16 protein-coding genes are annotated in these 24555 nt (G+C 45.4%); 5 read left to right on the plus strand and 11 right to left on the minus strand.

The window, feature by feature from the left end:
• Positions 1-203: 203 nt before the first annotated feature.
• The 8 genes from HNQ46_RS11480 to HNQ46_RS11515 form a co-directional block, all read right to left on the minus strand.
• Positions 204-2423 (minus strand): methyl-accepting chemotaxis protein, encoded by a 2220-nt coding sequence (locus HNQ46_RS11480; protein WP_183684811.1) that lies wholly within the window; start codon positions 2421-2423, stop codon positions 204-206.
• A gap of 292 nt (positions 2424-2715) precedes the next feature.
• The gene (locus HNQ46_RS11485) at positions 2716-5106 is read right to left on the minus strand and encodes a hemoblobin-interacting domain-containing protein (RefSeq protein ID WP_183684812.1); all 2391 of its coding nucleotides are present in this window, start codon (positions 5104-5106) and stop codon (positions 2716-2718) included.
• Positions 5107-5590: 484 nt separating this feature from the next.
• On the minus strand, positions 5591-6841 hold the full coding sequence (locus HNQ46_RS11490; protein ID WP_183684813.1) for an NAD(P)-dependent oxidoreductase: 1251 nt from the start codon (positions 6839-6841) through the stop codon (positions 5591-5593).
• A 370-nt stretch (positions 6842-7211) separates the two neighbouring features.
• The gene (arcC, locus tag HNQ46_RS11495; protein ID WP_183684814.1) at positions 7212-8150 is read right to left on the minus strand and encodes a carbamate kinase; all 939 of its coding nucleotides are present in this window, start codon (positions 8148-8150) and stop codon (positions 7212-7214) included.
• A 197-nt stretch (positions 8151-8347) separates the two neighbouring features.
• The gene (gene ygeW / locus HNQ46_RS11500; protein WP_183684815.1) at positions 8348-9553 is read right to left on the minus strand and encodes a knotted carbamoyltransferase YgeW; all 1206 of its coding nucleotides are present in this window, start codon (positions 9551-9553) and stop codon (positions 8348-8350) included.
• A 126-nt stretch (positions 9554-9679) separates the two neighbouring features.
• Positions 9680-11008, minus strand: coding sequence for a YgeY family selenium metabolism-linked hydrolase (locus HNQ46_RS11505; protein WP_007157765.1), 1329 nt, complete (start codon positions 11006-11008; stop codon positions 9680-9682).
• A gap of 80 nt (positions 11009-11088) precedes the next feature.
• Complete coding sequence (gene dpaL / locus HNQ46_RS11510) at positions 11089-12282, minus strand: diaminopropionate ammonia-lyase (RefSeq protein WP_007157766.1); 1194 nt, start codon at positions 12280-12282, stop codon at positions 11089-11091.
• Positions 12283-12314: 32 nt separating this feature from the next.
• Complete coding sequence (locus tag HNQ46_RS11515; RefSeq protein WP_183684816.1) at positions 12315-12962, minus strand: helix-turn-helix transcriptional regulator; 648 nt, start codon at positions 12960-12962, stop codon at positions 12315-12317.
• Between the two features lie 305 nt (positions 12963-13267).
• Here HNQ46_RS11515 and ssnA point away from each other — a divergent pair, with 305 nt between their 5' ends.
• From ssnA to HNQ46_RS11530, 3 genes are all read left to right on the plus strand, one after another.
• Positions 13268-14599: a putative aminohydrolase SsnA gene (gene ssnA / locus HNQ46_RS11520; RefSeq protein ID WP_183684817.1), complete on the plus strand. Its 1332-nt coding sequence runs from the start codon at positions 13268-13270 to the stop codon at positions 14597-14599.
• Between the two features lie 203 nt (positions 14600-14802).
• A complete protein-coding gene (ygfK, locus tag HNQ46_RS11525; RefSeq protein ID WP_183684818.1) occupies positions 14803-17796 on the plus strand; it encodes a putative selenate reductase subunit YgfK in 2994 nt (997 codons plus the stop codon).
• A gap of 283 nt (positions 17797-18079) precedes the next feature.
• Positions 18080-19306 (plus strand): polysaccharide deacetylase family protein, encoded by a 1227-nt coding sequence (locus tag HNQ46_RS11530; RefSeq protein WP_183684819.1) that lies wholly within the window; start codon positions 18080-18082, stop codon positions 19304-19306.
• A 249-nt stretch (positions 19307-19555) separates the two neighbouring features.
• On the opposite strand, the gene HNQ46_RS11535 is transcribed toward HNQ46_RS11530, so the two are convergent.
• The 3 genes from HNQ46_RS11535 to HNQ46_RS11545 form a co-directional block, all read right to left on the minus strand.
• Positions 19556-20341: a YcxB family protein gene (locus HNQ46_RS11535; protein ID WP_183684820.1), complete on the minus strand. Its 786-nt coding sequence runs from the start codon at positions 20339-20341 to the stop codon at positions 19556-19558.
• Complete coding sequence (locus HNQ46_RS11540) at positions 20322-20939, minus strand: flavin reductase family protein (RefSeq protein ID WP_183684821.1); 618 nt, start codon at positions 20937-20939, stop codon at positions 20322-20324. The genes HNQ46_RS11535 and HNQ46_RS11540 overlap by 20 nt, the downstream gene beginning before the upstream one ends.
• Before the next feature lie 63 nt (positions 20940-21002).
• On the minus strand, positions 21003-21389 hold the full coding sequence (locus HNQ46_RS11545; protein WP_183684822.1) for a hypothetical protein: 387 nt from the start codon (positions 21387-21389) through the stop codon (positions 21003-21005).
• A 161-nt stretch (positions 21390-21550) separates the two neighbouring features.
• On the opposite strand from HNQ46_RS11545, the gene HNQ46_RS11550 reads away from it, so the two are divergent.
• Both HNQ46_RS11550 and HNQ46_RS11555 read left to right on the plus strand, forming a co-directional pair.
• The gene (locus tag HNQ46_RS11550; RefSeq protein WP_183684823.1) at positions 21551-23032 is read left to right on the plus strand and encodes a C69 family dipeptidase; all 1482 of its coding nucleotides are present in this window, start codon (positions 21551-21553) and stop codon (positions 23030-23032) included.
• Between the two features lie 130 nt (positions 23033-23162).
• A complete protein-coding gene (locus tag HNQ46_RS11555) occupies positions 23163-24374 on the plus strand; it encodes a DUF819 family protein (protein WP_183684824.1) in 1212 nt (403 codons plus the stop codon).
• Positions 24375-24555: the final 181 nt, after the last annotated feature.

A 24555-nucleotide genomic window follows, 5' to 3' on the forward strand; every position in this document is an offset into this window, starting at 1 on the left:
GGCAGAAATGAAATTTCAAACTGCCTGATTTTAGGGATTTTTTAAAGCTAGGTAGAATTTACCTCTGCACTGGAATTTACTTTTTCAATTTAGCATTTATACATTTTGTCTTTAAATGAAATTATCTATTTTTAGGGACTTTTGAAGCTATTCGTCAAGCTATCTTTGCATCTTGTCGAACTCTCTATTCATCAGCTTGTCTCTTAATCTTCCTTCAACTGGAATTTTTCCATAAGCTCATTTAAGGTATGAGCCTGTCCGGTTAACTCTTCGGAAGCCGCGGCACTTTCCTCCGCTGTTGCGGAGTTATTTTGTACCACGGAAGAAATCTGGTCGATTCCCACACTTACCTGCTTTACGCCCTTGGCTTGTTCATCCGATGCCAGAGAAATGTTGCTGATCATACTGTTAATCTTCTTACTTTGTTCAGAAACCACCACTAAAGACTGGGCCGTTTCCTCGGAAAGCTTTGCTCCCTTACCGATGGCATCAATAGCCTCTTCGATTAAGCTGCTGGTATTCTGGGCAGCCTTGGCAGACTTTTGAGCCAGGTTTCCTACCTCATCCGCCACAACGGCAAAGCCCTTTCCTGCCGCTCCGGCACGGGCTGCTTCGATGGATGCATTTAGGGAGAGGATATTGGTTTGGAAAGCAATATCGTCAATGGTCTTGATGATCTTATTGATTTCCTGAGATTTCTCCGTAATATCCTGCATGGCTCTGGACATCTCATCCATCTTATTGGTGCTGACATTTACAGCCTTCTCCGCATCATTGCTTAATTTTGCCACTTCCTCGGTAATCTTTACCGTACTGTCAATCTTGTGGGAAATATCATCCATGGTAGCGGAGAGCTCTTCAATGGAAGAAGCCTGTTCCGTTGCCCCTTCGGAAAGAGACTGAGCGGCATTGCTGACCTGATCCGCTCCTTCCTGTACCTGCTCTGCGGAATTTCTGATTTCCTTCATGGTATTGGACAGGTCTCCCCGAATCTCTCTAAGAGACTGTAGGAGAGGTGCATAGGCACCGGCATAATACTCCTGATCCTCCATATCCACCCGATAATTTCCTTTGGACAGCTCACTGAGTTTATCCTGCAAATCGGAAATAATGCCCCGGATTCTCTGCATGATTTCTCTCATGCTTTCTGCCAGCTCTCCGATTTCGTCTTTCTTATTGTACTGAATGTCTACATCGAAATTTCCCTTGGCCACTTCCACTCCGGAAGAAGAAATTTTCTTTAAAGGAGCCAATGAGGTACGAATCAGGAAATGGGTAAGGCAAACTAAAATCAATACCCCCAATAAATTGGTCAACACAGCAGTCTTTACCAAAGTCATCAGAGTAGCATTATATTCTGCTTCAGAAAGGCTGACACTTACCCACCAGTCTGTATCTCCTACTTCTAGCGGAGCAAGAAAGCGCTTTACCTTACCATTATCCAAGCTATCAGTAACCACATTAAATGATTTTCCCTCTGCCTTCATGCTTTCCAGAGTATTGTATGCATCCTCCGGCAATGTATCCTTTACGGGTTTTGCAACGGCGTCCGCATCCATAGAATAAGCAACATTGCCATCATGATCGGTTAACTCAACTGCCAAAGATGGAAAACGTTCGTCCGATTGCTGCAGAAGTTCGAAAACATCCATTTTCATATCCACAAGAACATAGCCCTTAAATTCCTCTTTAATAACAATAGGAACCATTATGGAAAAAACCCAATCCTTGGTATAGGCATCCTGATAAATGCTGCTAACGCTAAGCTTTTGTGTTTCTTTTAAATGCTTAAAATCCTCTTCTTCCTGATAGCCTGCGGAATAGGTCTGCACAGTACGAGTCTTGGCATTTTCCTTGCTAAGATAGAGGGAATAGTCATCCACGCCGGGAATAAAGGCACCCTTGTCAAAATAGACTCCTACGCCAAATATACTGTCATCACTGTTGACCGCCGCGTAAAGAGAGTCCAACATAGCAGACTCCGCATTATATAGATTTGCCGGAATGGCAACATTTCTTACCCGAGACTGGAAAGTAGTTGGTCCCATCACCTTGGTGGCAACGGCATTTCCATTCCCATCCACAATATTCCAGATATTGGCGGGCACAGCCCCCACCTCTTCCTGCGTCTCATAAGCCGACATAATGCCTTCTCTAATGGTTTCCGCAACTACCTGATTTTGATAGAGAATATTTTCAATATCATTGATAGCCATGTGGGTTTTATCTACCATATTGCTGTCAACGGTCTTTTCCATACTGCTCTTACTAATATTAATTAGAATAGAACCTGTCCCGATAAGTGCAATCGCTGAGCAAAGTCCGATTAAAATCGACATTTTGCTGCTTAAACGCAAGCTTTGGAACAAGCCTCCCTTCTTCGCTTTCGGCTCTTTTTTCTTTTGTTCCACTCCTTTTTTCATTTTCTCTTCTCCTTAAGTGCTAAAACACAGCTGTTCATCTGCTGACTCCTAAGTTTTTCGTCCCAAGCAAAGAAAAGAATAAGAAGTATAGAAAATTCTTATGCGTTTGACTTGATATATAAATTAAATTTTATAGCGATATGCCCAATAGAACCTATCCATTCCTGTTTTTTACTCTTTAAAAAATACAAAAAAGCGGTGGAAGAAAGTCTCCGGTTTTTATCCCGTTTTTCTTTCACCGCTTCTTTCTTATGCATTTTCTACAAACTATTTGCTATCCACTTAGCGCTACTTAAGATAGAGAAATGGTAGCTACTTCGTATCCTTCCGCTTCAATGCGAATCTCCTGCTCTTTATCCACATTGTCTGTAGGAATGGAGAATAAAAGTAAATCTTCTAATTCTTTCTCTCCTTTTGAGTCTCCGAAGCTAAACTTCTCTCCCATCTTCAACAAATCAGTACTGAAAGGTGCCATTTGTCCGTATGTTCTTCCTGCAACGGTCAGACTCTTGATACTCTTTAGGTATTTCTGAACAGCCTTTCTGTCTCCCTGGAAAGAAAGCTCGTAATATCCCTGAGCCTCTTTCTTCTCAAGCTTATCTACTACAGGTGCGGACTTTGCCTCAGCCTGTGTGTATTCAATCACAAGATTCTCATAGCCGTCTGCTTTCAATATAAGCTTATGAGCTCCTGCTTCTTTAGGATAATAATTTAAGTTTAAAGTGATACTTGTACCCTCAGTCGTGACAAAGAAGCTTGGTTCTCCTATTCTCACAAAGGCATCAAAATATTTTTCCTCAATTTTTTGATAGTGTACATCATCAACAACTACCTCGTTAAGGGCGCCGAGAAATTCTTTTTGACCCTTACTAAGGTTATTAAATGCGAAAAGTTTTACGTTATACTCTCCTGCCTCCGTTCTGTCGAAGTCTTTAGGGATAATCTTCTCCGGCTTCTTAAGATCTAGCTTTTCATCCTGAAGCTCTTCCTTTGTTGCATTAACATGAAGAGTTACCGGATTATAGCCATCTGCCTGAATTTCAACAGTGTTCTCTCCCTCATGGAAGGACTTTTTGTTAAAGTTAAGAGCATTGAGATATCCTCTCACCTTTTCTTTTCCCCTAAGGTCATGCCAATATGTATTTGCTTCTTTACTTAAATCCGCTTTAGCATCTCCCACTGCATATTCAGTCTGATTTACCGTAACCTTATTAATGCTAAGCAGTAACTCTTGAAGCTCATTGATCTGATTTCCTTCATCAAAGGATAAAACAAAGCAGTTTTTAGCTGCATCATAAGATAAGGTATGTGTTCCCGGCCAGTTCTTTAAATTATTTTCTGGCTGAGATGGGGTCTCAGGAGTTTCTGGCTGAGTCGGATTCTCGGGCTGGGCCGGGCTTACCGGAGTCTCCGGCTGAATCGGATTCTCGGGCTGGGCCGGGCTTACCGGAGTCTCAGGCTGAGTCGGATTCTCAGGCTGGGCTGGAGTTACCGGATTTTCTGGCTGAGTCGGATTCTCTGGCTGGGCCGGGCTTACCGGCGTCTCAGGCTGAGTCGGATTCTCTGGCTGGGCCGGAGTTACCGGATTTTCTGGCTGAGTCGGATTCTCTGGCTGGGCCGGGCTTACCGGAGTTTCTGGCTGGGCCGGAGTTACCGGAGTCTCAGGCTGAGTCGGATTCTCAGGCTGTGCAGGGGTTACCGGAGTTTCAGGCTGTACCGGAGTTACAGGAGTTTCCGGCTGTGTCGGGTTCTCAGGCTGTGCCGGTGTCACCGGAGTTTCAGGCTGAGTCGGGTTCTCGGGTTGTGCCGGTGTCACCGGAGTTTCAGGCTGAGTCGGGTTCTCGGGCTGGGCCGGAGTTACCGGAGTTTCAGGCTGAGTCGGTGTCTCGGGCTGGGCCGGGATTACCGGAGTTGCAGGCTGTGTTCCGGGTGTTTCTGTATCTGTAGATGCTCCTGTTCCCTCTGTAGAGGGAGTAGGAGTTCCAGCGGCACTTCCTCCGGTTGCTGTTCCTGTAGCGGCTCCGGCTGTTGCAGTTCCTGCTCCTCCTGTGGTAGATGCAGTTGCTCCTCCTCCGGTGGATCCGCCACCTCCACCTCCTCCGAAGCTTCCGCCTCCGGGTGCTGCAATAGCTCTACTTGCCCCAAGAACCTGTCCGGGAAGAGCACGGCTTGCTCCTGCTACCTGCTGGGAGGACGCTGCAGAGGGAAGTCCCTTGCCTGCCTCATAGACGGCATCTCCATTTTCGCCATGAAGCCACTGTCCACTCTGATTTACATAGTAGCCGTCCGGAGTTCTTCCATTTACCACCAGCACTCCGTAATTGTTGTCATCGGTAGGCATCAGATAATAGCAATAGCCGTCAATCCACTGCCATCCGGTTAATAATCTTCCCTGCTGTGCCCCAGATTCTGTACTGAGGAAATACCATTTTCCATCCAGCTGTAACCAACCGGTCTTTAACTGTCCGTTTTCCGGATTCAGATAGTACCACTCCTGGTTATATACTACCCAGCCCTTTACAGACTGTCCTTCTGCATTCCGGAATACCCATGCATTGTTTTCTACCTGCCAGCTTCCCGAAGTATTGCTCTTACCTGTCTGGGCAAATGCAGAAAAGCTCGGTGCAAGCATCATTGCCATTACTGTGGCAATGACTGTCGTCTTCAAACCGCGTCTAACCATTTCTTCTTAGTTCCTTTCAAAGTCAACTTGCTGTCCCTCTGTCTAAAATTCATTCTCTCCCTCAAATGAATATTGTGCGATTTTAGTAATATATCATAAAAACTAAGCTAATTTTCTCTTAATACTATTGTAGTTTTTAATAATGCTATTTATAAATTAAATAGTTTGCTTGCTTTTCTTTAAGTTCGAGCTTTCTCAGTATCGGTTAGGACTGAAGACGGATTGTTTCCCATATCGCCCCCGGAATTTCTCCAAAAAAGCGCACAAAAAAAGGACTGTAAAAATCAAAATAAAGAATTTTCGGCAATATAGGTCTGAATACGGGGTAGTCTGAGCCCGTCGGTACTTGCGAAAAACAAGTGAAACGAAGTTTTTCGCTTAGTATCCGCTACGAGGCGAAGCTAGCGAGAGCGTGCCCCAATTTCAGACCTATATTGCTTAGAAAATTTATTTTTACAGTCCTTTTCTGATTTTTACCCTTAAACTAGGAAGCACTTTCCGCGGCAGTTTTCGTCATCTCCTTCATATTCTTCTTTGCTTCACAGTAGGCTTCCATTTCCTCCGCTACAATCTTCGCTTGATGCACCGCTTCCACTACGGTTTTGGCACCGGTTACCACGTCTCCGGAAGCAAAAGTTCCTTCCTTCGTCGTATGCCCCTTCTCATCCGTAAGCAGTAAGCCCAAGTTGTTGGTCTCCAAATCTGTAGTGTTGGAAACAATGTTGGCTCTGGGGTTCTGGCTGATGGCTACGATAATGCTGTCCGCCTTAAAGAAGACTTCTTCTTCCGGCTGTCCCTCTTCCTGCTTCTTCAGGATAATGCCCTCGTCCGTAATTTCCACCGGAGAGTGATGAAGCAGAAATTCTACGCCATCCTCCTCCGCCTCAGCGATTTCCTTCTTGCTGGCAGTCATATTTTCCATGCCCTTACGGTAAATGATGGTGGCTCTGGAGCCGCTTCTTTTTGCAGTTCTGGCAGCATCCATGGCCACATTTCCCGCACCGATGATAGCAACATTTTCTCCTAAATGATATGTCTCCGGAGACTTTAAGTAGTCAATGGCAAAATGCACATTTCCAAAGCTTTCTCCCTTGATGCCCATGGTTCTCGGATTCCATACACCGGTACCGATGAAGGCTGCGGCATAACCGTCCTCAAAAAGCTTATCCAGAGAAAGCACCGGTCCGATCAGGATGTTGGGACGAATCTTTACCCCCAGATCCAGCAAATGCTTTTCCAGGAGATCAATGATATATTTCGGAAGACGATACTCCGGAATGCCGTAACGAAGTACACCGCCGATTCTGTTTCGAGACTCGAAAATGGTTACCTTGTAGCCCTTTCTTTGCATCAGAAGAGCAATGGTAATTCCGGCAGGGCCACCACCGATTACCGCAATACGCTCCTTGTTCTCCGCACCCTTTTCAAAATGCAGTTCTTCCAGATATTTTAAAGAAATCTCCTCTTCCATCTTATAGAAGGGAATAGGAATCCCCTTCACTCCCCGAATACAATTTCCCTCACACTGCTTCTCATGTTCACAGACCAAAGCGCAGATGGCGGAAAGAGGGTTATTCTCGAAAAGAATTTCTCCCGCCTTCTTCAACTCTCCCTGCTTATACAACTCAATAACCTCCGGAATAGAGGTATTTACAGGACAATGCTTGGAGCATCGTGGATTCTTACATAACAAACAACGATTGGCTTCTTCCATTAAAAATGTGTTCTGACTCATCTTCCCTCCCTTAACCCTTACTCTAGCTTCTCGGTTTCATGGTTTACGCTAAACTCTCACTTTACATACTTATCCTAAGTTCTTAGTCAAAAGGCTTAGTCCCATAATCTACTCAAAAGCCTTAGTCTAACTCTCTTTTTAGAAGAAAAATTCTACCACAGTTTATTATCGACCATTGTTTATTTCTACATTCATAGTTCTAAAATTTTCATAATGAAACAAAAAAGGAGCTGTAAAAATCAATTTAAATAAAATTTTTCGGCAATATTGGTCTAATACGGGGTAGTTTGAGTCCGCATTCAGACCTATATTGCTTAGAAAAATTTATTGATTTTTAACATCTCCCTGACTTTCAGTTGAAAGCTTCTTCTTACTTCTTGGTAATCTTGGTTCCTGTCTTACCCTGTAATGCTTCTCTTGCCTTTTCCAAAAGGGTAATCATAGCTTCATTTCCCTTCTTAGCGGAAGCGAACTGGATAGCAGCCTGTACCTTTGGAAGCATGGATCCGGGAGCGAACTCGCCCTGGTCTGCATACTTCTGAGCCTCTTCTACGGAAAGGTCTGTTAACCACTCCTGATCCGGCTTACCGTAACGGATAGCAACCTTCTCTACAGCAGTCAAAATAATCAGCATATCTGCTTCCAAACTCTCTGCCAAAAGGGCTGCAGCGAAGTCCTTATCGATAACCGCAGCGGCTCCGGCAAGGTGCTTTCCTTCAGAAACCACGGGAATTCCGCCACCACCACAGCAGATTACCAGCTCTCCCGCATCGGACATAGCCTTAATTGCGGAAAGCTCTACAATCTCCTTTGGCTTTGGAGAAGCAACTACGCGACGATATCCACGTCCTGCATCTTCCTTAATATTCCAGCCTCTCTTCTGTGCCTCAGCCTCAGCCTCTTCCTTAGTCATAAAACGACCGATTGGCTTGGTAGGATTCTGGAAAGCAGGGTCATCCTTATCTACACGAACCTGAGTTACTACGGTTACTACTGGAGGTACCTTTCCTCCTCTGTTCAAGAATTCCTCTCTCAAGGCATTCTGGATATCATAACCGATGTACGCCTGGCTCATGGCTACACATACGGAAAGAGGAGTCGGATCTTCCTTATGCTCGGAAGCAAACTCTCCCATAGCATTGTTGATAACACCAACCTGAGGACCGTTTCCGTGAACAACTACTACTTCATTTCCGTCTTCTACAAGATCAACGATAGCCTTTGCGGTGGTCTTTACGGCTACCATCTGCTCCGGCAAATTATTTCCCAGGGCATTTCCCCCTAAGGCGATAACAATTTTCTTTCCCATATTTTTTCTCCAATAAAAATTTTTACTCCTGAAACAGGAAAAATAGGCTTTTCAAATTCTTTTTAAGGGAAGAATAGCGCCCCGAATAAATCGGGACGCTATATCATTCTCCCTCTAAGCGTTTATTCTTAACGAGTATCGCACGCGTAGTGTGCGATATCTCGTTTTGCTTCAAAGGTTCTATCTGTCTGCATAAATTATGCTTCGAAGATTCTATCCTGTCCGCGCTTCTGTAACTCCTCTAATACCTTTGCAGGATCCTTGAACTTCTCAAGAAGGATCATAGCTGCGATAACGTATGGCTTGTAAGAAGCCTCCTTGTAAAGTGGGTCTCTGTAACGATCGAATACAGTTGCGTCAACCTCACCTTCCTTGCAGGATACGCCGGTGATATCAGCAGGTAAGCAGTGCATGTAAAGAGCCTTTCCGTCCTTGGTCAGCTTCATCATCTCTTCTGTACAAGCCCAATCCTTGTGCTGAGCGTTCTGTGCAAGAAGCTCCTTCTCAAGAGCCTTGATGCCCTCTGTGTCGCCCTCACCGTAAAGATTGGTTCTCTTCTCCATAGCTGCGAATGGAGCCCAAGACTTTGGATATACGATGTCAGCATCCTTGAATGCTTCCTTCATATCATTAGTAACCTTGAAAGATCCGCCGGACTCCTTAGCATTCTTCTCTGCTACGTCTACAACGTCCTTCATTACATCATATCCTTCCGGATGAGCAAGAACTACTTCCATACCAAGTCTTGTGAAAAGACCGATTACACCCTGAGGTACGGAAAGTGGCTTTCCGTAAGAAGGAGAGTATGCCCAAGTCATAGCCAGCTTCTTACCCTTTAAGTTCTCGATTCCGCCCATCTCGTGGATTACGTGTAAAGCGTCAGCCATACACTGTGTCGGGTGGTCGATATCACACTGTAAGTTAACCAGAGTAGGTCTCTGCTCTAAAACGCCGTCCTTGTGTCCTGCCTCAACAGAGTCAGCAACCTCGTGCATGTAAGCATTTCCCTTACCGATGTACATATCATCACGGATACCGATAATGTCAGCCATGAAAGAGATCATGTTAGCGGTCTCACGAACGGTCTCACCGTGAGCAACCTGAGACTTTCCTTCATCCAGATCCTGAACCTCTAATCCAAGAAGGTTACAAGCGGAAGCGAAGGAGAAACGAGTTCTTGTGGAATTATCACGGAATAAAGAAATTCCTAAACCGGAATCAAAAACCTTTGTAGAGATGTTTCTCTCTCTTAAGTTTCTGAGTGCATCTGCAACATCCCATACTGCCTTTAACTCATCATCAGACTTTTCCCATGTAAGGAAGAAATCGTTTAAGTACATCTTGTCAGTCTTAAGTCCCTTAATTTCCTTTACTAACTCTTCAAACTGCTGCTTCTTATCCATTTTAATCTCCTTTAAAAATGTGTTTATCCGATAAAGCCCCATGGCTTAATCTTTATTCTTATTTTGCACCTCTACTCCGGACTTGCCGAAAAGTATAGTACTGATTTGCACTTTAGACTCTAAAACTTAGTCACAGTAGTACTGCGGAAGAGCTGCGTAGAATGCTGCACAGGTTACCAAGTCCTTCTTCCATGTGATCTCGTTAGGTGCGTGAGCCTGAGCCTCAGCTCCGGGTCCGAATCCGATTACAGGGATACCGTTTCTTCCCATGATGGAAACACCGTTTGTGGAGAAGGTCCACTTGTCAAGAAGAGGTCTTGGCTCTCTCTCTGCCACTGTATCCACTTCACCGATTCTCTTCTCACCGTAAAGATCCTTGTAAGCAGCAACGGAAGCCTTACATAACTTGTGATCCTCAGGAAGTACCCATGTTGGGAAGTAGCACTCGATTGGGTATACACATCCTGTGAAGGAAGGACGATCATAGTTGTACATAGAAACTACAACATCCTCACCGTACTTCTTTACTGCAGGAAGCTGTCTGATTTCCTCAAGACAAGACTCCCAAGTCTCTCCGGCAGTCATTCTTCTGTCCAAAGATACAGCACAGCTGTCAGCTACTGCACAACGAGAAGGAGATGTGAAGAAGATCTCGGAAGCGGTAACAGTTCCTCTTCCTAAGAAACGAGCCTCTTTCCACTGCTCATTGTACTTCGGATTTAACATCTTAACCAATCCGCGGATAGAAGTAGACTCTGCATCTCCGTTGTTGTTTAATGCACGAACATCGGAAAGAATGTCAGCCATCTTGTAGATTGCATTGTCTCCTCTTTCAGGAGCGGAACCGTGGCAGGAAACACCCTTCACGTCAATGCGGATCTCCATACGTCCTCTCTGTCCTCTGTATAATCCACCGTCAGTAGGCTCGGAAGATACAACGAACTCAGGACGAATCTTATCTTCGTTGATGATGTACTGCCAGCAAAGACCGTCACAGTCCTCTTCCTGTACAGTTCCTACTACCATTACGCGGTACTTATCGTTCAGAAGTCCCATGTCCTTCATGATCTTTGCAGCATATACAGCAGAAACGGTTCCGCCGAGCTGATCGGAAACACCTCTTCCACCGATCTTGGTGTCATCCTCGTATCCGTCGTATGGATCAAATGTCCAGTTTGATCTGTTTCCGATTCCTACGGTATCGATGTGTCCGTCGAAGCAGATCAGGGTCTTTCCGGATCCCATGAATCCCATTACGTTACCCTGTGGGTCAACCTTAACCTCGTCAAAGCCAACCTTCTCCATCTCATTCTTGATAGTCTCAACGTGCTTTGCTTCGTCAGCGGACTCTCCCGGATTCTTTACGATTGCTCTCAAGAAAGCACTCATGTCAGCCTTATAGCCTTCTGCTCTCTTCTTAATCTCTTCCAAAACTTCCTTATTTAACTGTCCCATACTAATATCCTCCTTAGTTATATATAAGCCTGTTATCCAGGGTGTTGCACAATTTGTTTCTTTGAAAATAAAGTTCTATCTTACTTCTCTTTTGCTTCCCAGATGATGTTCTTCCAACGCTCAGGGTCTGTATCTCCCTCGGTGTTGAAGCAAAGCACCTTACTGTTCTCGTTAAGCTGTAACTTCTCTCTTAAATCCTTGAAGTCATCCTGTAACATGATGGCAGCCAATGCACCGAAGCCTGCTGCACCGGACTCTCCGGAAAATACCTGATCGTCTCCCTTTAACGGAGCGTTCAACATTCTCATTCCTCTTGCAGCAACGATATCCTCAGCAGAGATAAATGCCTTTGCATGATTCTTTAAGATATCCCAAGAAGTAATGTTTGGCTCTCCACAAGCAAGTCCTGCCATAATGGTAATCATGTCGCCGTCTACAATGCGGATGTTTCCGTCATTTGCCACAGCGCCCTTGTAAAGGCAATCTGCAACGGAAGCCTCAACCACAACCATAATAGGAGGATTCTCCTTATAACGGTTAGCGAAGTATCCTACAACTGCACCTGCCAAAGAACCTACGCCGGCCTGTACGAATACGTGGGTAGGTCTTTCTCCCAGCTGGTCGGCAGCCTCATCCGCCATGGTTCCATAACCTTCCATAATCCATGCAGGAATCTTCTCATAGCCTTCCCAAGCGGTATCCTGTACTACGATTCCGTGCTCTTCCTTCTCGGCAAGAGCTGCAGCCTGTCTTACACACTCGTCATAGTTTACATCGGAAATCCATGCCTTGGCATTCTCAGCCTTGATGTGGTTCAAACGGGTCTCTGTAGAGCCCTTCGGCATGATGATTACACAGTTCTGTCTTAACTTATTAGCCGCCCAGGCTACTCCTCTTCCGTGGTTTCCGTCGGTAGCGGAGAAGAATGTTGCTGTTCCAAACTCTTCCTTTAACTTCTCGGAGGTTAAAACATTGTAGGGAAGCTCGGAAATATCCTTTCCGGTTTCCTCGGCAATGTAACGAGCGATAGCGTAGGAACCGCCTAATACCTTGAAGGCATTTAAGCCGAAACGGTAAGACTCATCCTTTACGTACACATTGCCCAGGCCAAGATATTTTGCCATATTGGGAAGCTTGCAAAGTGGGGTCTCAGAGTACTGAGGGAAGCTCTCGTGGAAGGTTCTTGCCTTCTTTACTTCTTCCATAGACATAAGAGGAAGATTCTTATCCTCTGTCTTTGGCATTTCATTAATTTTCCATTTTAAATCCTGCATGGCTATTCCTCCTTTTTTTCGCCACTATACTGTTACTTTTTGCTTTGGTCAATATAGCTGTATAAAGTAAATTTACTGATGCCGTAGAAATTGGAAACCTTGTCTCCTGACTTGGTAATCAGGAAGGCTCCCGCATCCCGTAAGAACTGGATGGCTTGGATTTTTTCTTCCTTATTCATCAGAGCCGGCGGCTTTCCAATCCGCTTCACACTTTGATTAATCAGGTTGTCCAAAAGGTCATTCACGTTCAAAGGAATCTGTCCGTCCCCGTTACTGTCATGGCTCTCCACCGTGGTAATGGACTGCAATGCCGCATCCACATTCATCAGTGCGGTTACATCATAGTTGATGCCCAGAACCCAGCGGTATTTTCCGGTGCTGTCCTTCAGGAAAACTGTAGAGGACTTTAGGATTCTGCCGTCCTGGGTAGTGGTGCGATAGCCCAGATGATCCACAATGATGTCTCCCTTTTCTATCGCTTCCAGGGTTTCCAGTACCACCTTTGAGGCGCCGTCTCCTATCTTTCTTCCGCTCACATGTCCGTTGATGATGAAAATGATGGTATGTTCCAAATCCTTTACGGAAAGATCATGGATACAAACCTCGCAATCCTTTCCGAACTGTCTGGCAATACCGTGAGCCGTACTCACCAGCATTTCCAAGCTGCTATCCTCTGTCATTTTCCCTCCTTTCTACCGGAATTTATGCTTTCAAAATCTATCGAAATGCACTACCTAAAAATTTTTTATGTACCCCCTATCTTAGCACGGTTTTTTTACTTTGCAATGGTTTTTTCAAAAAATTTTTTAGCTTCCAAAAATTTTTTTATGTTCTCCATTGCATTTACTTTCAGGGAATGATAAAATCCTATCAAATCTGTTTTTCCCTAGAATTTTCAAGGCTTTACAGCGATTTTTTTAGGAAAAACTGTATACAATTTTCGCACTGAGCCAAGGGCTCTTAGAAAGAAAAGGAGGATTGAGCTATGTTTTTAATCGGAAATGGACGTCTTTTCACCAGAGACGAAAAGAACAGCTTTTTCGAGAATGGCGCAGTAGTTTGGGAAGACAACACTATTGTAGAAGTAGGAGATTTTGAGACATTAAAGAAAAAATACGCAGACGCGGAATTTATTGATGCAAAGGGTGGTGTGATTCACCCGGCTTTTATCAATACCCATGAGCACATCTACTCTGCTTTGGCAAGAGGCTTATCCATCAAGGGTTATGCTCCTAACGGATTCTTAGAGATTCTGGACGGACTTTGGTGGACTATTGACCGGAATCTGGACAACGACTTAACCAAACTTTCCGCAGAAGCTACCTATTTAGAGTGTATCAAGAACGGAGTAACTACCATCTTCGATCACCACGCTTCCTTCGGAGAGATTTCCGGATCCCTTTTCGCCATCGAAGAGGCTGCCAGAGACTTCGGCGTGCGTTCCGTTCTTTGCTATGAGATTTCCGATCGTGACGGTAAGGAAAAGGCACATGCCGCTATTAAGGAAAATGTTGACTTCGCAAAGCATGCTCTTTCCCTGAAGGACGACTTCATTAAGGGAATGATGGGTATGCATGCAAGCTTTACCATCTCCGATGAGACCATGGAGCTTTGCCGTAAGGAGAAGCCGAAGGAGATCGGATACCACATCCACGTGGCGGAGGATATCCTGGACCTTCACCGTTGCTTAAAGGAGCACGGCAAGAGAATCGTAGACAGACTCTATGACTGGGATGTATTGGGGGAGAAGACTCTCCTTGCCCACTGCATCTATGTAAATCCTCACGAGATGGATTTGATTCGCGATACCAATACCATGGTAGTACACAACCCGGAGTCCAACATGGGTAATGCCTGCGGATGTCCTCCTACCATGGAGATTGTACATAAAGGAATTCTTACAGGATTAGGTACAGACGGATACACCCATGATATGATAGAATCTTGGAAGGTGGCTAATATTCTCCATAAGCATCATTTGGTAGACCCGGGTGCCGCTTGGGCAGAGGTTCCTGAAATGCTTTTCCAGGGCAATGCTCGTATCGCTAACCGTTATTTTGAAAAGAAGCTGGGCGTATTAGAGAAGGGTGCGGCTGCGGATATCATCATCACCGACTATATCCCGCCAACACCGATGAATGCCGGCAACTTAAACGGCCACATGCTCTTCGGTATGAACGGTCGTTCCGTAGTTACCACCGTAGGAAACGGTAAGGTTCTGATGAAGAACAGAGAGCTTCAGGGAATCGACGAAGAGAGATGCCTTGCCAAGATTCGCGAGGGTGCAGCTCGTTTAGAGAAGAAAATTAACGGTTAAAACGGAATTTCACAAAAAGCAAAGTATTTCTATAGAAGAAAAGGGTAGCTGAGAACCCTTTTCTTCTGGAAACTTTGTTCGCAACATTAATGGGCCATTCTTGGTCAGGCAAGAATACCCCATCAGGGAAAAGCCCTCCTGTCTATCAGGAGAAGACGCAGGATCTTAAGCAGGAGGGCAAAATTCCCGAAAAGGAGATTTCCATGAGTGATATTATGACCCCGATTCCCTTTGACAGATTGATGAACCGTATTTTGGTAGAGCATCAACAGGGAGCTGTTTTTGGTATGCAGAAATGCTACCAGGCAAAAAACCTTCAGCCAAACACTCTTTTTGGCAGAAAATTAGAAGGACAGATTGGACCTGCTGCAGGACCTAACACCCAGCTTGCCCAGAACATCGTTGCTTCTTACTACGGCGGCGCTCGTTTCTTCGAGTTAAAGACCGTACAGAAGATGGACGGTAGAGAGCTGGCAGCTTGTGTAGCAAAGCCCTGTATCACAGCAGAGGACGAGTGTTACAACTGTGAGTGGTCCACAGAGTTGGAAGTACCACAGGCTTTTGCAGAGTATGTAAAGGGCTGGTTCGCTTGTAAGGTTATGGCGAAGGAGTATGATTTAGGCGATCCGGATGCTTTCCAGTTCAACATTTCCGTAGGATATGACCTGGAAGGAATCAAGCTTCCTAAGGTAGACCGTTTCATCAACGAGATGAAGGACGCTAAGGATACCGAAATCTTTAAGGAGTGTAAGGCATGGCTTTTGGCTAACCTTGACCGTTTCCAGAAGGTGACCAAGGAAGATGTAGAGGCTATTCAGTCCGAAATCATCAACAGCGTTACCGTTTCCACCCTTCACGGCTGTCCTCCTTCCGAGATTGAGGCGATTGCTTCTTACCTGATTCAGGAAAAGCATTTGCACACCTTCGTAAAGTGTAACCCTACTCTCTTAGGATATGAAACCGCTCGTGCAATCTTAGACGAGATGGGCTACGACTACATCGCTTTCACAGACTTCCACTTCAAGGATGACTTACAGTACAGCGATGCAGTACCTATGTTAAAGCGTTTGCAGGAATTGGCAAAGAGCTTGAACTTAGCCTTCGGTGTAAAGATTACCAACACCTTCCCTGTAGATGTGAAGAACAACGAGCTTCCTTCTCAGGAAATGTACATGTCCGGAAAGTCCCTCTTCGCTCTTTCCATGTCTGTAGCAAAGATGCTGACCAGAGACTTTAACGGAAGCCTTCGTATCTCCTTCTCCGGCGGTGCGGATTACTTCAACATTGAGCGTATCGTGGAGGCCGGCATTTGGCCTGTAACCATGGCAACCACCCTCTTAAAGACCGGTGGATACCTTCGTTTCATCCAGATGGCTGAGCTTTTAGAGAAGAACCTTGCAAAGCCTTGGGAAAAGGTTGAGCTTTCCTTAGTGGAGAAGATGATTGCAGACGCTAAGAGCGATAAGCACTTAGTAAAGCCTGTTAAGCCCCTTCCCAACAGAAAGTCCGATAAGAAGGTTCCTTTGGTTGATTGCTACACCATGCCCTGTCGTGACCGTTGCCCAATCCACCAGGATATCACCAGCTACGGCCGCCTGGTAAATGAAGGCAAGTTCCAGGAAGCTTTAGAGGTTATCTTAGATAAGAACCCGCTTCCCTTCATGACCGGAAATATCTGTACTCATACCTGTCAGTCTGCTTGTACCAGAAATCACTATGAGACAGACGTACAGATTCGTACCAACAAGTTAATCGCTGCAAGAGGCGGATATGATGCCGTTCTTCCCGGATTAAAGCAGGAAGGTTCTGTGCAGAAGAAGGTTGGTGTTATCGGAGCAGGTCCTGCAGGTATCTCTGCCGCTTTCTTCTTGGCAAGAGCAGGCGTAGAAGTTCATGTTTACGATAAGGACGCTGTAGCCGGCGGTGTAGTAGCCAACGTTATCCCCGGATTCCGTATCCCTGCTGAAGAAATTCAGAAGGACGTAAATCTTGCGAAGCAGTACGGCGCTCAGTTCCACCTTGGACAGGAAGTTAGCGATATTGACGCTTTCCGTAAGGAAAATAACTTTGATGCGGTAATCGTTGCTATCGGTGCCCACAAGGAAGCTCCACTTGTTCTGGAAAAGGGAGAGGCTTACAACGCCCTTCACTTCCTGGCTGACTTCAAGACACAGGGCGGCAAGGTAAACTTAGGAAAGAACGTTGTTGTAGTAGGTGCAGGAAACACCGCTATGGACGTTGCAAGAGCTGCGAAGAGAAATGCAGGAGTAGAAAATGTTTATCTGGTTTACAGAAGAACAAAGCGCTACATGCCTGCGGATCAGGAAGAATTGGAAGAGGCTATCGAAGAGGGCGTAAACTTCCAGGAGCTCCTTGCTCCATTTACCCACGAGAACGGTAAGTTACTTTGCCACCGCATGGTACTCTCCGATGTGGATGCTTCCGGAAGACGTTCCGTTAAGGAAAGCGACGAAGTGGTTGAGATTCCTTGTGATACCGTAATCGCTTCCATCGGTGAGAAGGTAGACGGTTCTTTCTATGAGAAGAACGGTATTGCTGTTACCGACAAGGGACTTCCTGTATTAAAGAAGGAAAGCAATGAGACTTCCGTAGCCGGCGTTTATGCTGCAGGAGACGGTGCTTTCGGCGCTTCCGTAATCGTAAAGGCTATTGCCGATGCGAAACTTGCTTGCGAAGCAATCTTAAACAAGACCATCGGTACAGATCGTCCATCCTTAACCACAGACGAGAAGATCTATGCTAAGAAGGGTAATCTAGTAGAGCCGGAGAAGGGATTAAATCCTGACAAGCGTTGTCTTGCCTGCGACCACATCTGTGAGAACTGCTGCGATGTATGTCCTAACCGTGCAAACTTCGCCATCAAGGTTCCCGGCGTAGAGATGCACCAGATTATCCACGTGGATTATATGTGTAACGAGTGCGGTAACTGTGAGACCTTCTGCCCATACAATTCCGCTCCTTACAAGGAGAAGTTCACTCTCTTCCACAGAGCCGAGGAAATGGAAGACTCCACCAACGACGGATTTGCATTCGTTGACAATGATGGAAATGCCATTGTTCGCGTAGGCGGCGAGAAGATGAACTACAAGGTAGGCGATAAGAATACAAAGCTCTTCTATCGTCTGGCTGAACTGGTAGATACCGTTTACAACGATTATTCCTACCTTCTGATTTAACATTTAATAATAAAAAAAGGACTGCAGAAAAAGTTATGTTTTCTGCAGTCTTTTTTATTTCTTTCTCTTCTTTATTTTGTAACCAAATCTTCCCTTTTCTGTCTTTCCTAATGTGCTATCATTTTAAGGTGTTGCAAATCCTTAATTATCCTAATGTTTTTAAGAATTTACAATAACCCGGGAACAAGTTGAGTGACAAAGCTAAGCTTCTAAAGCCTTCCATCGTTCTAAGCTTTCAGAAATAGAAGGAGTGATAGGAGCTTATAAATCTATAAGGAGTGTTATGATGAAAATGTTGAATCGAAATAAGACGAATCAAGCGCCTTCTTTTATGAAAGGAGCTCTTCTCTCTTTCCTCTTTCTTTGCTTTTTTGCCCTTCTCCCTTTATTCGGAGTAAGAAAAAGCTTTGCGGAGGAGCATCATTTGAAGTCCTACTATAGTTTGTACGGAGCGGATACCGGCTTCCAAAGCTACAGTAACGATAGCCAAAGGCAGATGAAAGCAGGAAATTATCCCACCGCAGTAAAGATTCTTTTAAAGCATCAGCCGGAGGGAAGTACCGGTACCATTCAGTATCAGGTCAACATTTCCGGTAGCGGCTGGAGTAAAACCTATGAGAATGGACAGGTCGCCGGAGAAGGGCAGAGCATGCCTTTAGAGGGAATCCGCGTTTTCCTAAACGGCAATTTAAAAGATCAGTATGATGTGTACTATAAAACCTCGGTACTGGGCACCTGGCAGGATTGGGCGAAAAACGGAGAAGACAGCGGAAAAATCGGTGTAGGAATGCACATTGACGGCATTTTAGTCACTGTGGTAGCAAAGGGGGAAAGCCCCAGAGAGGAACAGCCGGAGCAGAGCCATAAGGTCTCCAAGAGCAATGTGGACGCTTCCAAGCCCATGGTTGCCCTGACCTTTGATGACGGTCCCGGAAAATATGAAGACCGTATTCTGGCAGCCTTCCAAAAGTATGGCGGAAAAGGAACCTTCTTCTTCGTAGGAACTCAGGCAGAAAAATATCCTTCCGTAGTGAAGCGTGTGGCAGAGGCAGGACATGAAGTTGGTAACCACAGCTATAAGCATGAGAATCTTCCAAAGCTTTCTCAGGCAGGAGCAAGCCAGTCTCTGGCAAAGACCAACGAAATTTTAAGAAAACTTTCCGGTCAATCCGTTTCTCTGGTTCGCCCTCCCTACGGAGCTACCTCCGCCAGCGTTAAGGCCGCTTTACAAAGCCAGGGACAGCCTTCCATTCTTTGGAGCATTGATACCCTGGATTGGAAAACCAGAAACTCCAAAAGTACCATTAACACGGTATTACAGCACGTAAAGGACGGAGATGTCATCCTGATGCATTCTATCTATTCCCAAAGTGCCGATGCGGCAGAGGTACTGATTCCCGCCTTACAGGAAAGAGGCTTCCAGCTGGTAACCGTATCCGAGCTGGCGAAGGCAAAGGGCGTAGACCTGCAGGCAGGACACAACTACGGCTCCTTCCATAAGAAAGGTTAATGTTCAAAGAAAAAAGGAAATAATAAAAGAGCTGAATCAGTAAAGACATCAGAAGGCTTTTCAGAAAAATAACTTCGGAATAAGGGGCAATCTGAGCCCGCGGGTTCTTGGCTTTTGTTTTATAAAAGCTTAGAACCCCTGCGAGGCGAGGTTAGCGGGAGCGTGCCCCTGTTTCGAAGTTATTTTGTATTGAAAAGCTAAAATAATAGTCTTTATTCAGCTCTTTTTATTTCCTTTTTTCTACTTAGATTACCTTCCCATAAGAAGGTTCTTCCGTACTGCCTCCAGGAAGTCCCTGCAGGACTCGCTGCAGCTGTCCTTGTCTACGGGAATCAGCGCATTGCCACCGATATCCAAAAGATACAACGTCTCCATATCTATGATGTTTTTCAGCTCTTCATAGTACACAATCATGCTGCTGCGTTCCGTCTTCATCAAAAAGTAGTTTTTATAGAAGGCGATGCTTACCGGTAAATTCAGCTTTTTATTGGAAGACCGATACAGATTCTGAAGTTGTCCCTTATAAAGATAAAACAGCAAAAATGGAACAAGAACCATAAGAATTACCATGCAAATGGCAAAAAAGCTATTTCCCATCCAATACTGAGTAAATGCCAAAAGGCCTAGAGCAAACCAAAAGATAAAAACCAATCCCCAGATTTTCTTCTTATAATAGGACATCATGAAACGAATAAACTTCTCTTCACCGGGCAAATATCCTGCGGTATATTCCGGAATCTTATCTCCTGCGCGGCGATAACGATGAAGCTCTTCCGTAGTCCATCTTCCGTTTTTCAGGCCATCTACGTCCTGCTCTGAAGAAGTATTCTTCTGTCCTGCCTCGGTGATTCCTTCCTTGTTCTGTCCTCTTCTATCTTCAGAAAATTCTTCTTGATTTTTAGCCCTAAGCTTCTCGGATTCTTCTTCGATAAGATGGTACTGCTCCTCCTTGGATCTTCTGGCATTCCATCTGGCTAAGTCTTCGGAAAGCCCCACCAGCTCTTCTTCCATGTCTTTATTTTCTTCTGCTGCCATGCTTTTTCCTTTCTGTTCCTGCTGTCTTTTTCTTTGCTCCTTTTCGCACGGAAAATCCGAAACTTCCCAAGACTTTTCCAAGACCGAAATATTGTCCGTGGGAATAAGCCAAAAGCTTTGCCTTTTCCAGTTGCAAGCGTTTCTTTTCATCCAATAAGGAAGAGTCTACATGAACCGCCAGGATTTCCGCCAAAAACAGATCGTGACTTCCCAGCTCCAATACCTGCTTTACTTTACATTCCATATTTACCGGGCACTCTGAAATCATGGGAACGGAAAGCATTTTCCCCTCTTCCTGATGCAAATGCAGCTTTTCCCACTTATTGATATTTCTTCCGGAACGTACACCGGCCTCATCCGTTTCCCGTACCAAATCTTCCGTAGGAAGATTTACTACAAACTCTCCGGTTTCCATCAACATAGCATGGGAGTAACGCTCCTTCCGAACGGAAATGGAGAGCATAGCCGGTGTGGAGCAGACTGTTCCTGCCCAGGCCACCGTAAGCATGTTGCTTTCTCCTTTTTTATTTTGACAAGTCACCAGCACAGGAGGCACCGGATACAGCATATTTCCGGGCTTCCACATTTCCTTGGCCATAGAGCTTCCTTTCTTCCAAAACAATACAATTCATTGTATCGAGATTAGGATGGAAATTCCTCTTTATACGATGGGGGGATGATCCAAATAGGGGCCCACAAAAGCCAGGAAAAAGCTGAGAATTGCCGCTCCGAACAACATTGTCAGAACAATTCCCACCACAATGGCAATCAGCTGGGCTCTGGCAAAATTTCGAATATTCTTATTTTTCGTAGCTCCGAGACTCATGATAATCACCACAATAAGTCCTACCAGAGGAATCGCAAAAACCACCTGATACAGGAAGAAGTGAAGAGCCGGTACCACCTTAAGCTCCTCAGGCAGGTCTTCCTCGGAAATATCCCATGGTCCGGGCCTTCTTTCCAAAGTATCTCTGCTGTACTGTTTTTCCATGCTCTGCTGCTCTCCGCCTACATTACCGTTATTGTTCTCGTATCCCTGTTCTTCCATAGTGCCTCCTTTATGCTGTCCTTTTCCAATCCTTCTCCAACCCTTTGTTTATACCATGAATCGGCTTTCGGTAGCAAGCGAAAGGCATTTCAAAACCATCGTTTGCTTTCTGAAATTGTGCATTATATAATAGAAAAAAACATTTGAAAGGAGAATTTGCTATGTCTTGTACAACAATTTTGGTTGGTAAGGATGCCAGCTACGACGGTTCCACTATGATCGCCCGTAATATGGATTCCGGTTCCGGAGAGTATACTCTGAAGAAAATGATTTCCGTTTCCGGAAAGAATCCTCCCAAGAAATACCGTTCCGTGCTGTCTCATGTGGAGATTCCTCTTCCGGACAAGGCACTGGATTACATTTGCTTCCCCAACGCCTTAAACGATAATGGTATCTGGGCAGGCGCCGGCACCAACAGTGCCAATGTCTCCGTTTCCGCTACGGAAACCATTACCAGTAACGAGCTGGTACTGGCAGCGGATCCCTTGGTAGTACTTCACAAGGAAGGCAGGGCAGAAATTCCCGGAGGCATCGGGGAAGAAGATATGGTAAGCTTGCTGCTGCCCTATATTCATTCCGCAAGAGAAGGAGTCCTTCGTCTCGGAGAGCTTTTGGAAAAGTACGGCACCTATGAGATGAACGGAATCGCCTTTTCCGATACCAAGGAGATTTGGTGGCTGGAAACCATCGGCGGACACCATTTCATCGCCAAAAGAGTTCCGGATGATTCCTATGTGATGATGGCCAACCAGCAAGGCATCGACTCCTTTGATTTAAAGGATGCCTTCGGAAAGCAGGAATCCCATATCTGCTCCAAGGATTTAAGGGAATTTATCGCAGAGCATCATTTGAATCTTTCCTATGAGGAAGAGTTCAATCCAAGAGACGCCTTCGGTAGCCACTCCGATGCGGACCATGTGTATAACACTCCCAGAACCTGGTATATGCTGAAGACCTTGAATCCCCACTGCTTCCGTTATGAAGGGGAAAATGCAGACTTCACCCCGGATTCCGATGACATCCCCTGGAGCATGGTGCCGGAGAAGAAGATTAGTCCCATGGATGTAAAATACGTGCTCTCCTCTCATTTCCAAGGCACCAAATATGACTGCTACGGAAAATACGGTGATGCCAGTCATGTGGGACAGTTCCGTCCCATCGGCATCGAGCGCACCTGTTTCCTGTCTCTCCATCAGAATAAAGAAGAAAAGATTAAGGACTTGGAGTGCATTACCTGGCTTGCCTTCGGAAGCAATGTCTTTAATGCCCTGATTCCCCTCTTCTCCTCCGTGGGAAAGATTCCCGCTTACTTCAGCACCACCAGGAAGGAAGTCAGCACCGACAGCTTTTATTGGAACAACCGGCTCATCGGCGCTTTGGCAAATGCTTCCTACGCCATCAGCCGTTTCCACGTGGAGCGCTATCAGAACTCCGTACAAGCCAAGTGCTATCAGCTGATTCTGGAGTGCAAGAAGGAAATTGCAAAGAAAAAGAGAAGTCAGGAAGAAATTCGAGCAATGCTGGAAGAATGCAATGAAAAGATTGCCCGTTGTGCCAAGCAGGAAACCGCCGAGCTTTTGGACAAGGTATTGTTTGAAGCCAGCAGCGTGATGAAAAACTCCTATTCCCGCTCCGACGCTTAGAGTACTGTAAAGGCGGCATAGGCCAAGCGGCCAAAAGGCATTGCCCCTTAAAGCAATAGGCAATGCCTAATTGCGAAGCGTAATGCCCCAGGATAAGAGGAAATTCCCCATTATAGAAAGAGGTATATTTATGACAACATTGATTTCCGCGGAAGATACTTGGGCGCTATGGACTATTCTGTCCCTTAGCGTGGCTATCTCTATCTACCTGGAACAAAAATATGTCTGGGCCAACAAGATTACCGGCTGTATCTTAGCCACAATCTTCACTTTGGTGCTGGCAAACCTGAACATCATCCCTACAGAGTCACCGGTATATGATGCGGTATGGAGCTATGTGGTTCCCCTGGCGGTGCCCCTGCTTCTCTTCAATGCCAATGTAAAAAAGATTTTAAAAGAATCCGGCAGAATGCTGGCCATCTATCTTCTGAGTAGTGCCGGAACTCTCTTGGGGGGCTTTGTCGCTTACTTTAGCTTGAAAAATGCTATCCCCAAGCTCAACGATATTATCCCTATGTTCGTAGGAACCTATACCGGCGGCGCAGTAAACTTCGTGGCAATGTCCGAGCAGTATGCTGTTCCGGGAAAAACCGTTTCCGCTGCCATCGTTGCGGATAATCTTTTGATGGCACTATATGTTTTCGTCCTTATTTCCCTGCCTTCCATGGCCATCATCAAAAAACTGTATAAGCAGCCCTATGAGGATGCCCTCTTGGCACAATCCGAAGAGGACCGGGATAAAAACAAAACCATGGCAGCGAAGTTTTGGGGGGCAAAAAGCATTTCCCTAAAGGACATTGCCTTTGCGGTAGGGATTGCCTTTACCATCGTAACTGTTTCCACCAAGCTCTCCGGAGTCATCAGCGGATTCTTCTCCGGAAAGGACGCCTTCAGTCAGTTTATGGGCGGTTTCTTCGGGAACAAATACCTGCTGATTACCACTATTACCATGATGATTGCCTCATTCTTCCCGAAGCAAATGTCTTCCGTGAAAGGCTCTCAGGAAATCGGTACCTTCCTGATTTACCTCTTCTTTGCGGTAATCGGTGCCCCTGCCTCCATTCTTTTGATTATTAAAGAATCCCCTCTGCTTTTGGTTCTGGCTTTGATTATGGTAGCGGTAAATATGATTATTTCCCTGATTTTCGGAAAAATCTTCAAGTTCTCCATCGAAGAAATCATCATTGCCTCCAATGCCAATATCGGCGGCCCCACAACAGCAGCGGCCATGGCCGTATCCAAAGGTTGGACAGAGCTGATTATCCCGGGACTACTGATCGGAACTCTGGGCTATGTGATTGGAAATTATCTGGGCATCTTTGTGGGAATGGTTTTGCATTAAACAAAACTTTACCGACTTTGTAAAAGAATCTCATTCTGATAAAGCGCAAAAAATCAAAAGAATAAAGCACAAAAAAAGCAGAAGAACAAAACACAAAGAAATCGGAAGAAACAGAAGAAAAAAGAGGCTTGCAAAAAATCAAAACTGTCTCCTATACAGCATGAAGACTATGGATATCTTG

This window comes from Oribacterium sinus (assembly GCF_014202695.1).
GTDB classification, from domain to species: Bacteria; Bacillota; Clostridia; order Lachnospirales; family Lachnospiraceae; genus Oribacterium; species Oribacterium sinus.

Bases quoted from the DNA above. Each gene is read 5' to 3' on its own strand.
- HNQ46_RS11480 (WP_183684811.1), bottom strand. From the start codon at position 2,423: ATGAAAAAAGGAGTGGAACAAAAGAAAAAAGAGCCGAAAGCGAAGAAG.
- HNQ46_RS11485 (WP_183684812.1), bottom strand. From the start codon at position 5,106: ATGGTTAGACGCGGTTTGAAGACGACAGTCATTGCCACAGTAATGGCA.
- HNQ46_RS11490 (WP_183684813.1), bottom strand. From the start codon at position 6,841: ATGAGTCAGAACACATTTTTAATGGAAGAAGCCAATCGTTGTTTGTTA.
- arcC (WP_183684814.1), bottom strand. From the start codon at position 8,150: ATGGGAAAGAAAATTGTTATCGCCTTAGGGGGAAATGCCCTGGGAAAT.
- ygeW (WP_183684815.1), bottom strand. From the start codon at position 9,553: ATGGATAAGAAGCAGCAGTTTGAAGAGTTAGTAAAGGAAATTAAGGGA.
- HNQ46_RS11505 (WP_007157765.1), bottom strand. From the start codon at position 11,008: ATGGGACAGTTAAATAAGGAAGTTTTGGAAGAGATTAAGAAGAGAGCA.
- dpaL (WP_007157766.1), bottom strand. From the start codon at position 12,282: ATGCAGGATTTAAAATGGAAAATTAATGAAATGCCAAAGACAGAGGAT.
- HNQ46_RS11515 (WP_183684816.1), bottom strand. From the start codon at position 12,962: ATGACAGAGGATAGCAGCTTGGAAATGCTGGTGAGTACGGCTCACGGT.
- ssnA (WP_183684817.1), top strand. From the start codon at position 13,268: ATGTTTTTAATCGGAAATGGACGTCTTTTCACCAGAGACGAAAAGAAC.
- ygfK (WP_183684818.1), top strand. From the start codon at position 14,803: ATGAGTGATATTATGACCCCGATTCCCTTTGACAGATTGATGAACCGT.
- HNQ46_RS11530 (WP_183684819.1), top strand. From the start codon at position 18,080: ATGATGAAAATGTTGAATCGAAATAAGACGAATCAAGCGCCTTCTTTT.
- HNQ46_RS11535 (WP_183684820.1), bottom strand. From the start codon at position 20,341: ATGGCAGCAGAAGAAAATAAAGACATGGAAGAAGAGCTGGTGGGGCTT.
- HNQ46_RS11540 (WP_183684821.1), bottom strand. From the start codon at position 20,939: ATGGCCAAGGAAATGTGGAAGCCCGGAAATATGCTGTATCCGGTGCCT.
- HNQ46_RS11545 (WP_183684822.1), bottom strand. From the start codon at position 21,389: ATGGAAGAACAGGGATACGAGAACAATAACGGTAATGTAGGCGGAGAG.
- HNQ46_RS11550 (WP_183684823.1), top strand. From the start codon at position 21,551: ATGTCTTGTACAACAATTTTGGTTGGTAAGGATGCCAGCTACGACGGT.
- HNQ46_RS11555 (WP_183684824.1), top strand. From the start codon at position 23,163: ATGACAACATTGATTTCCGCGGAAGATACTTGGGCGCTATGGACTATT.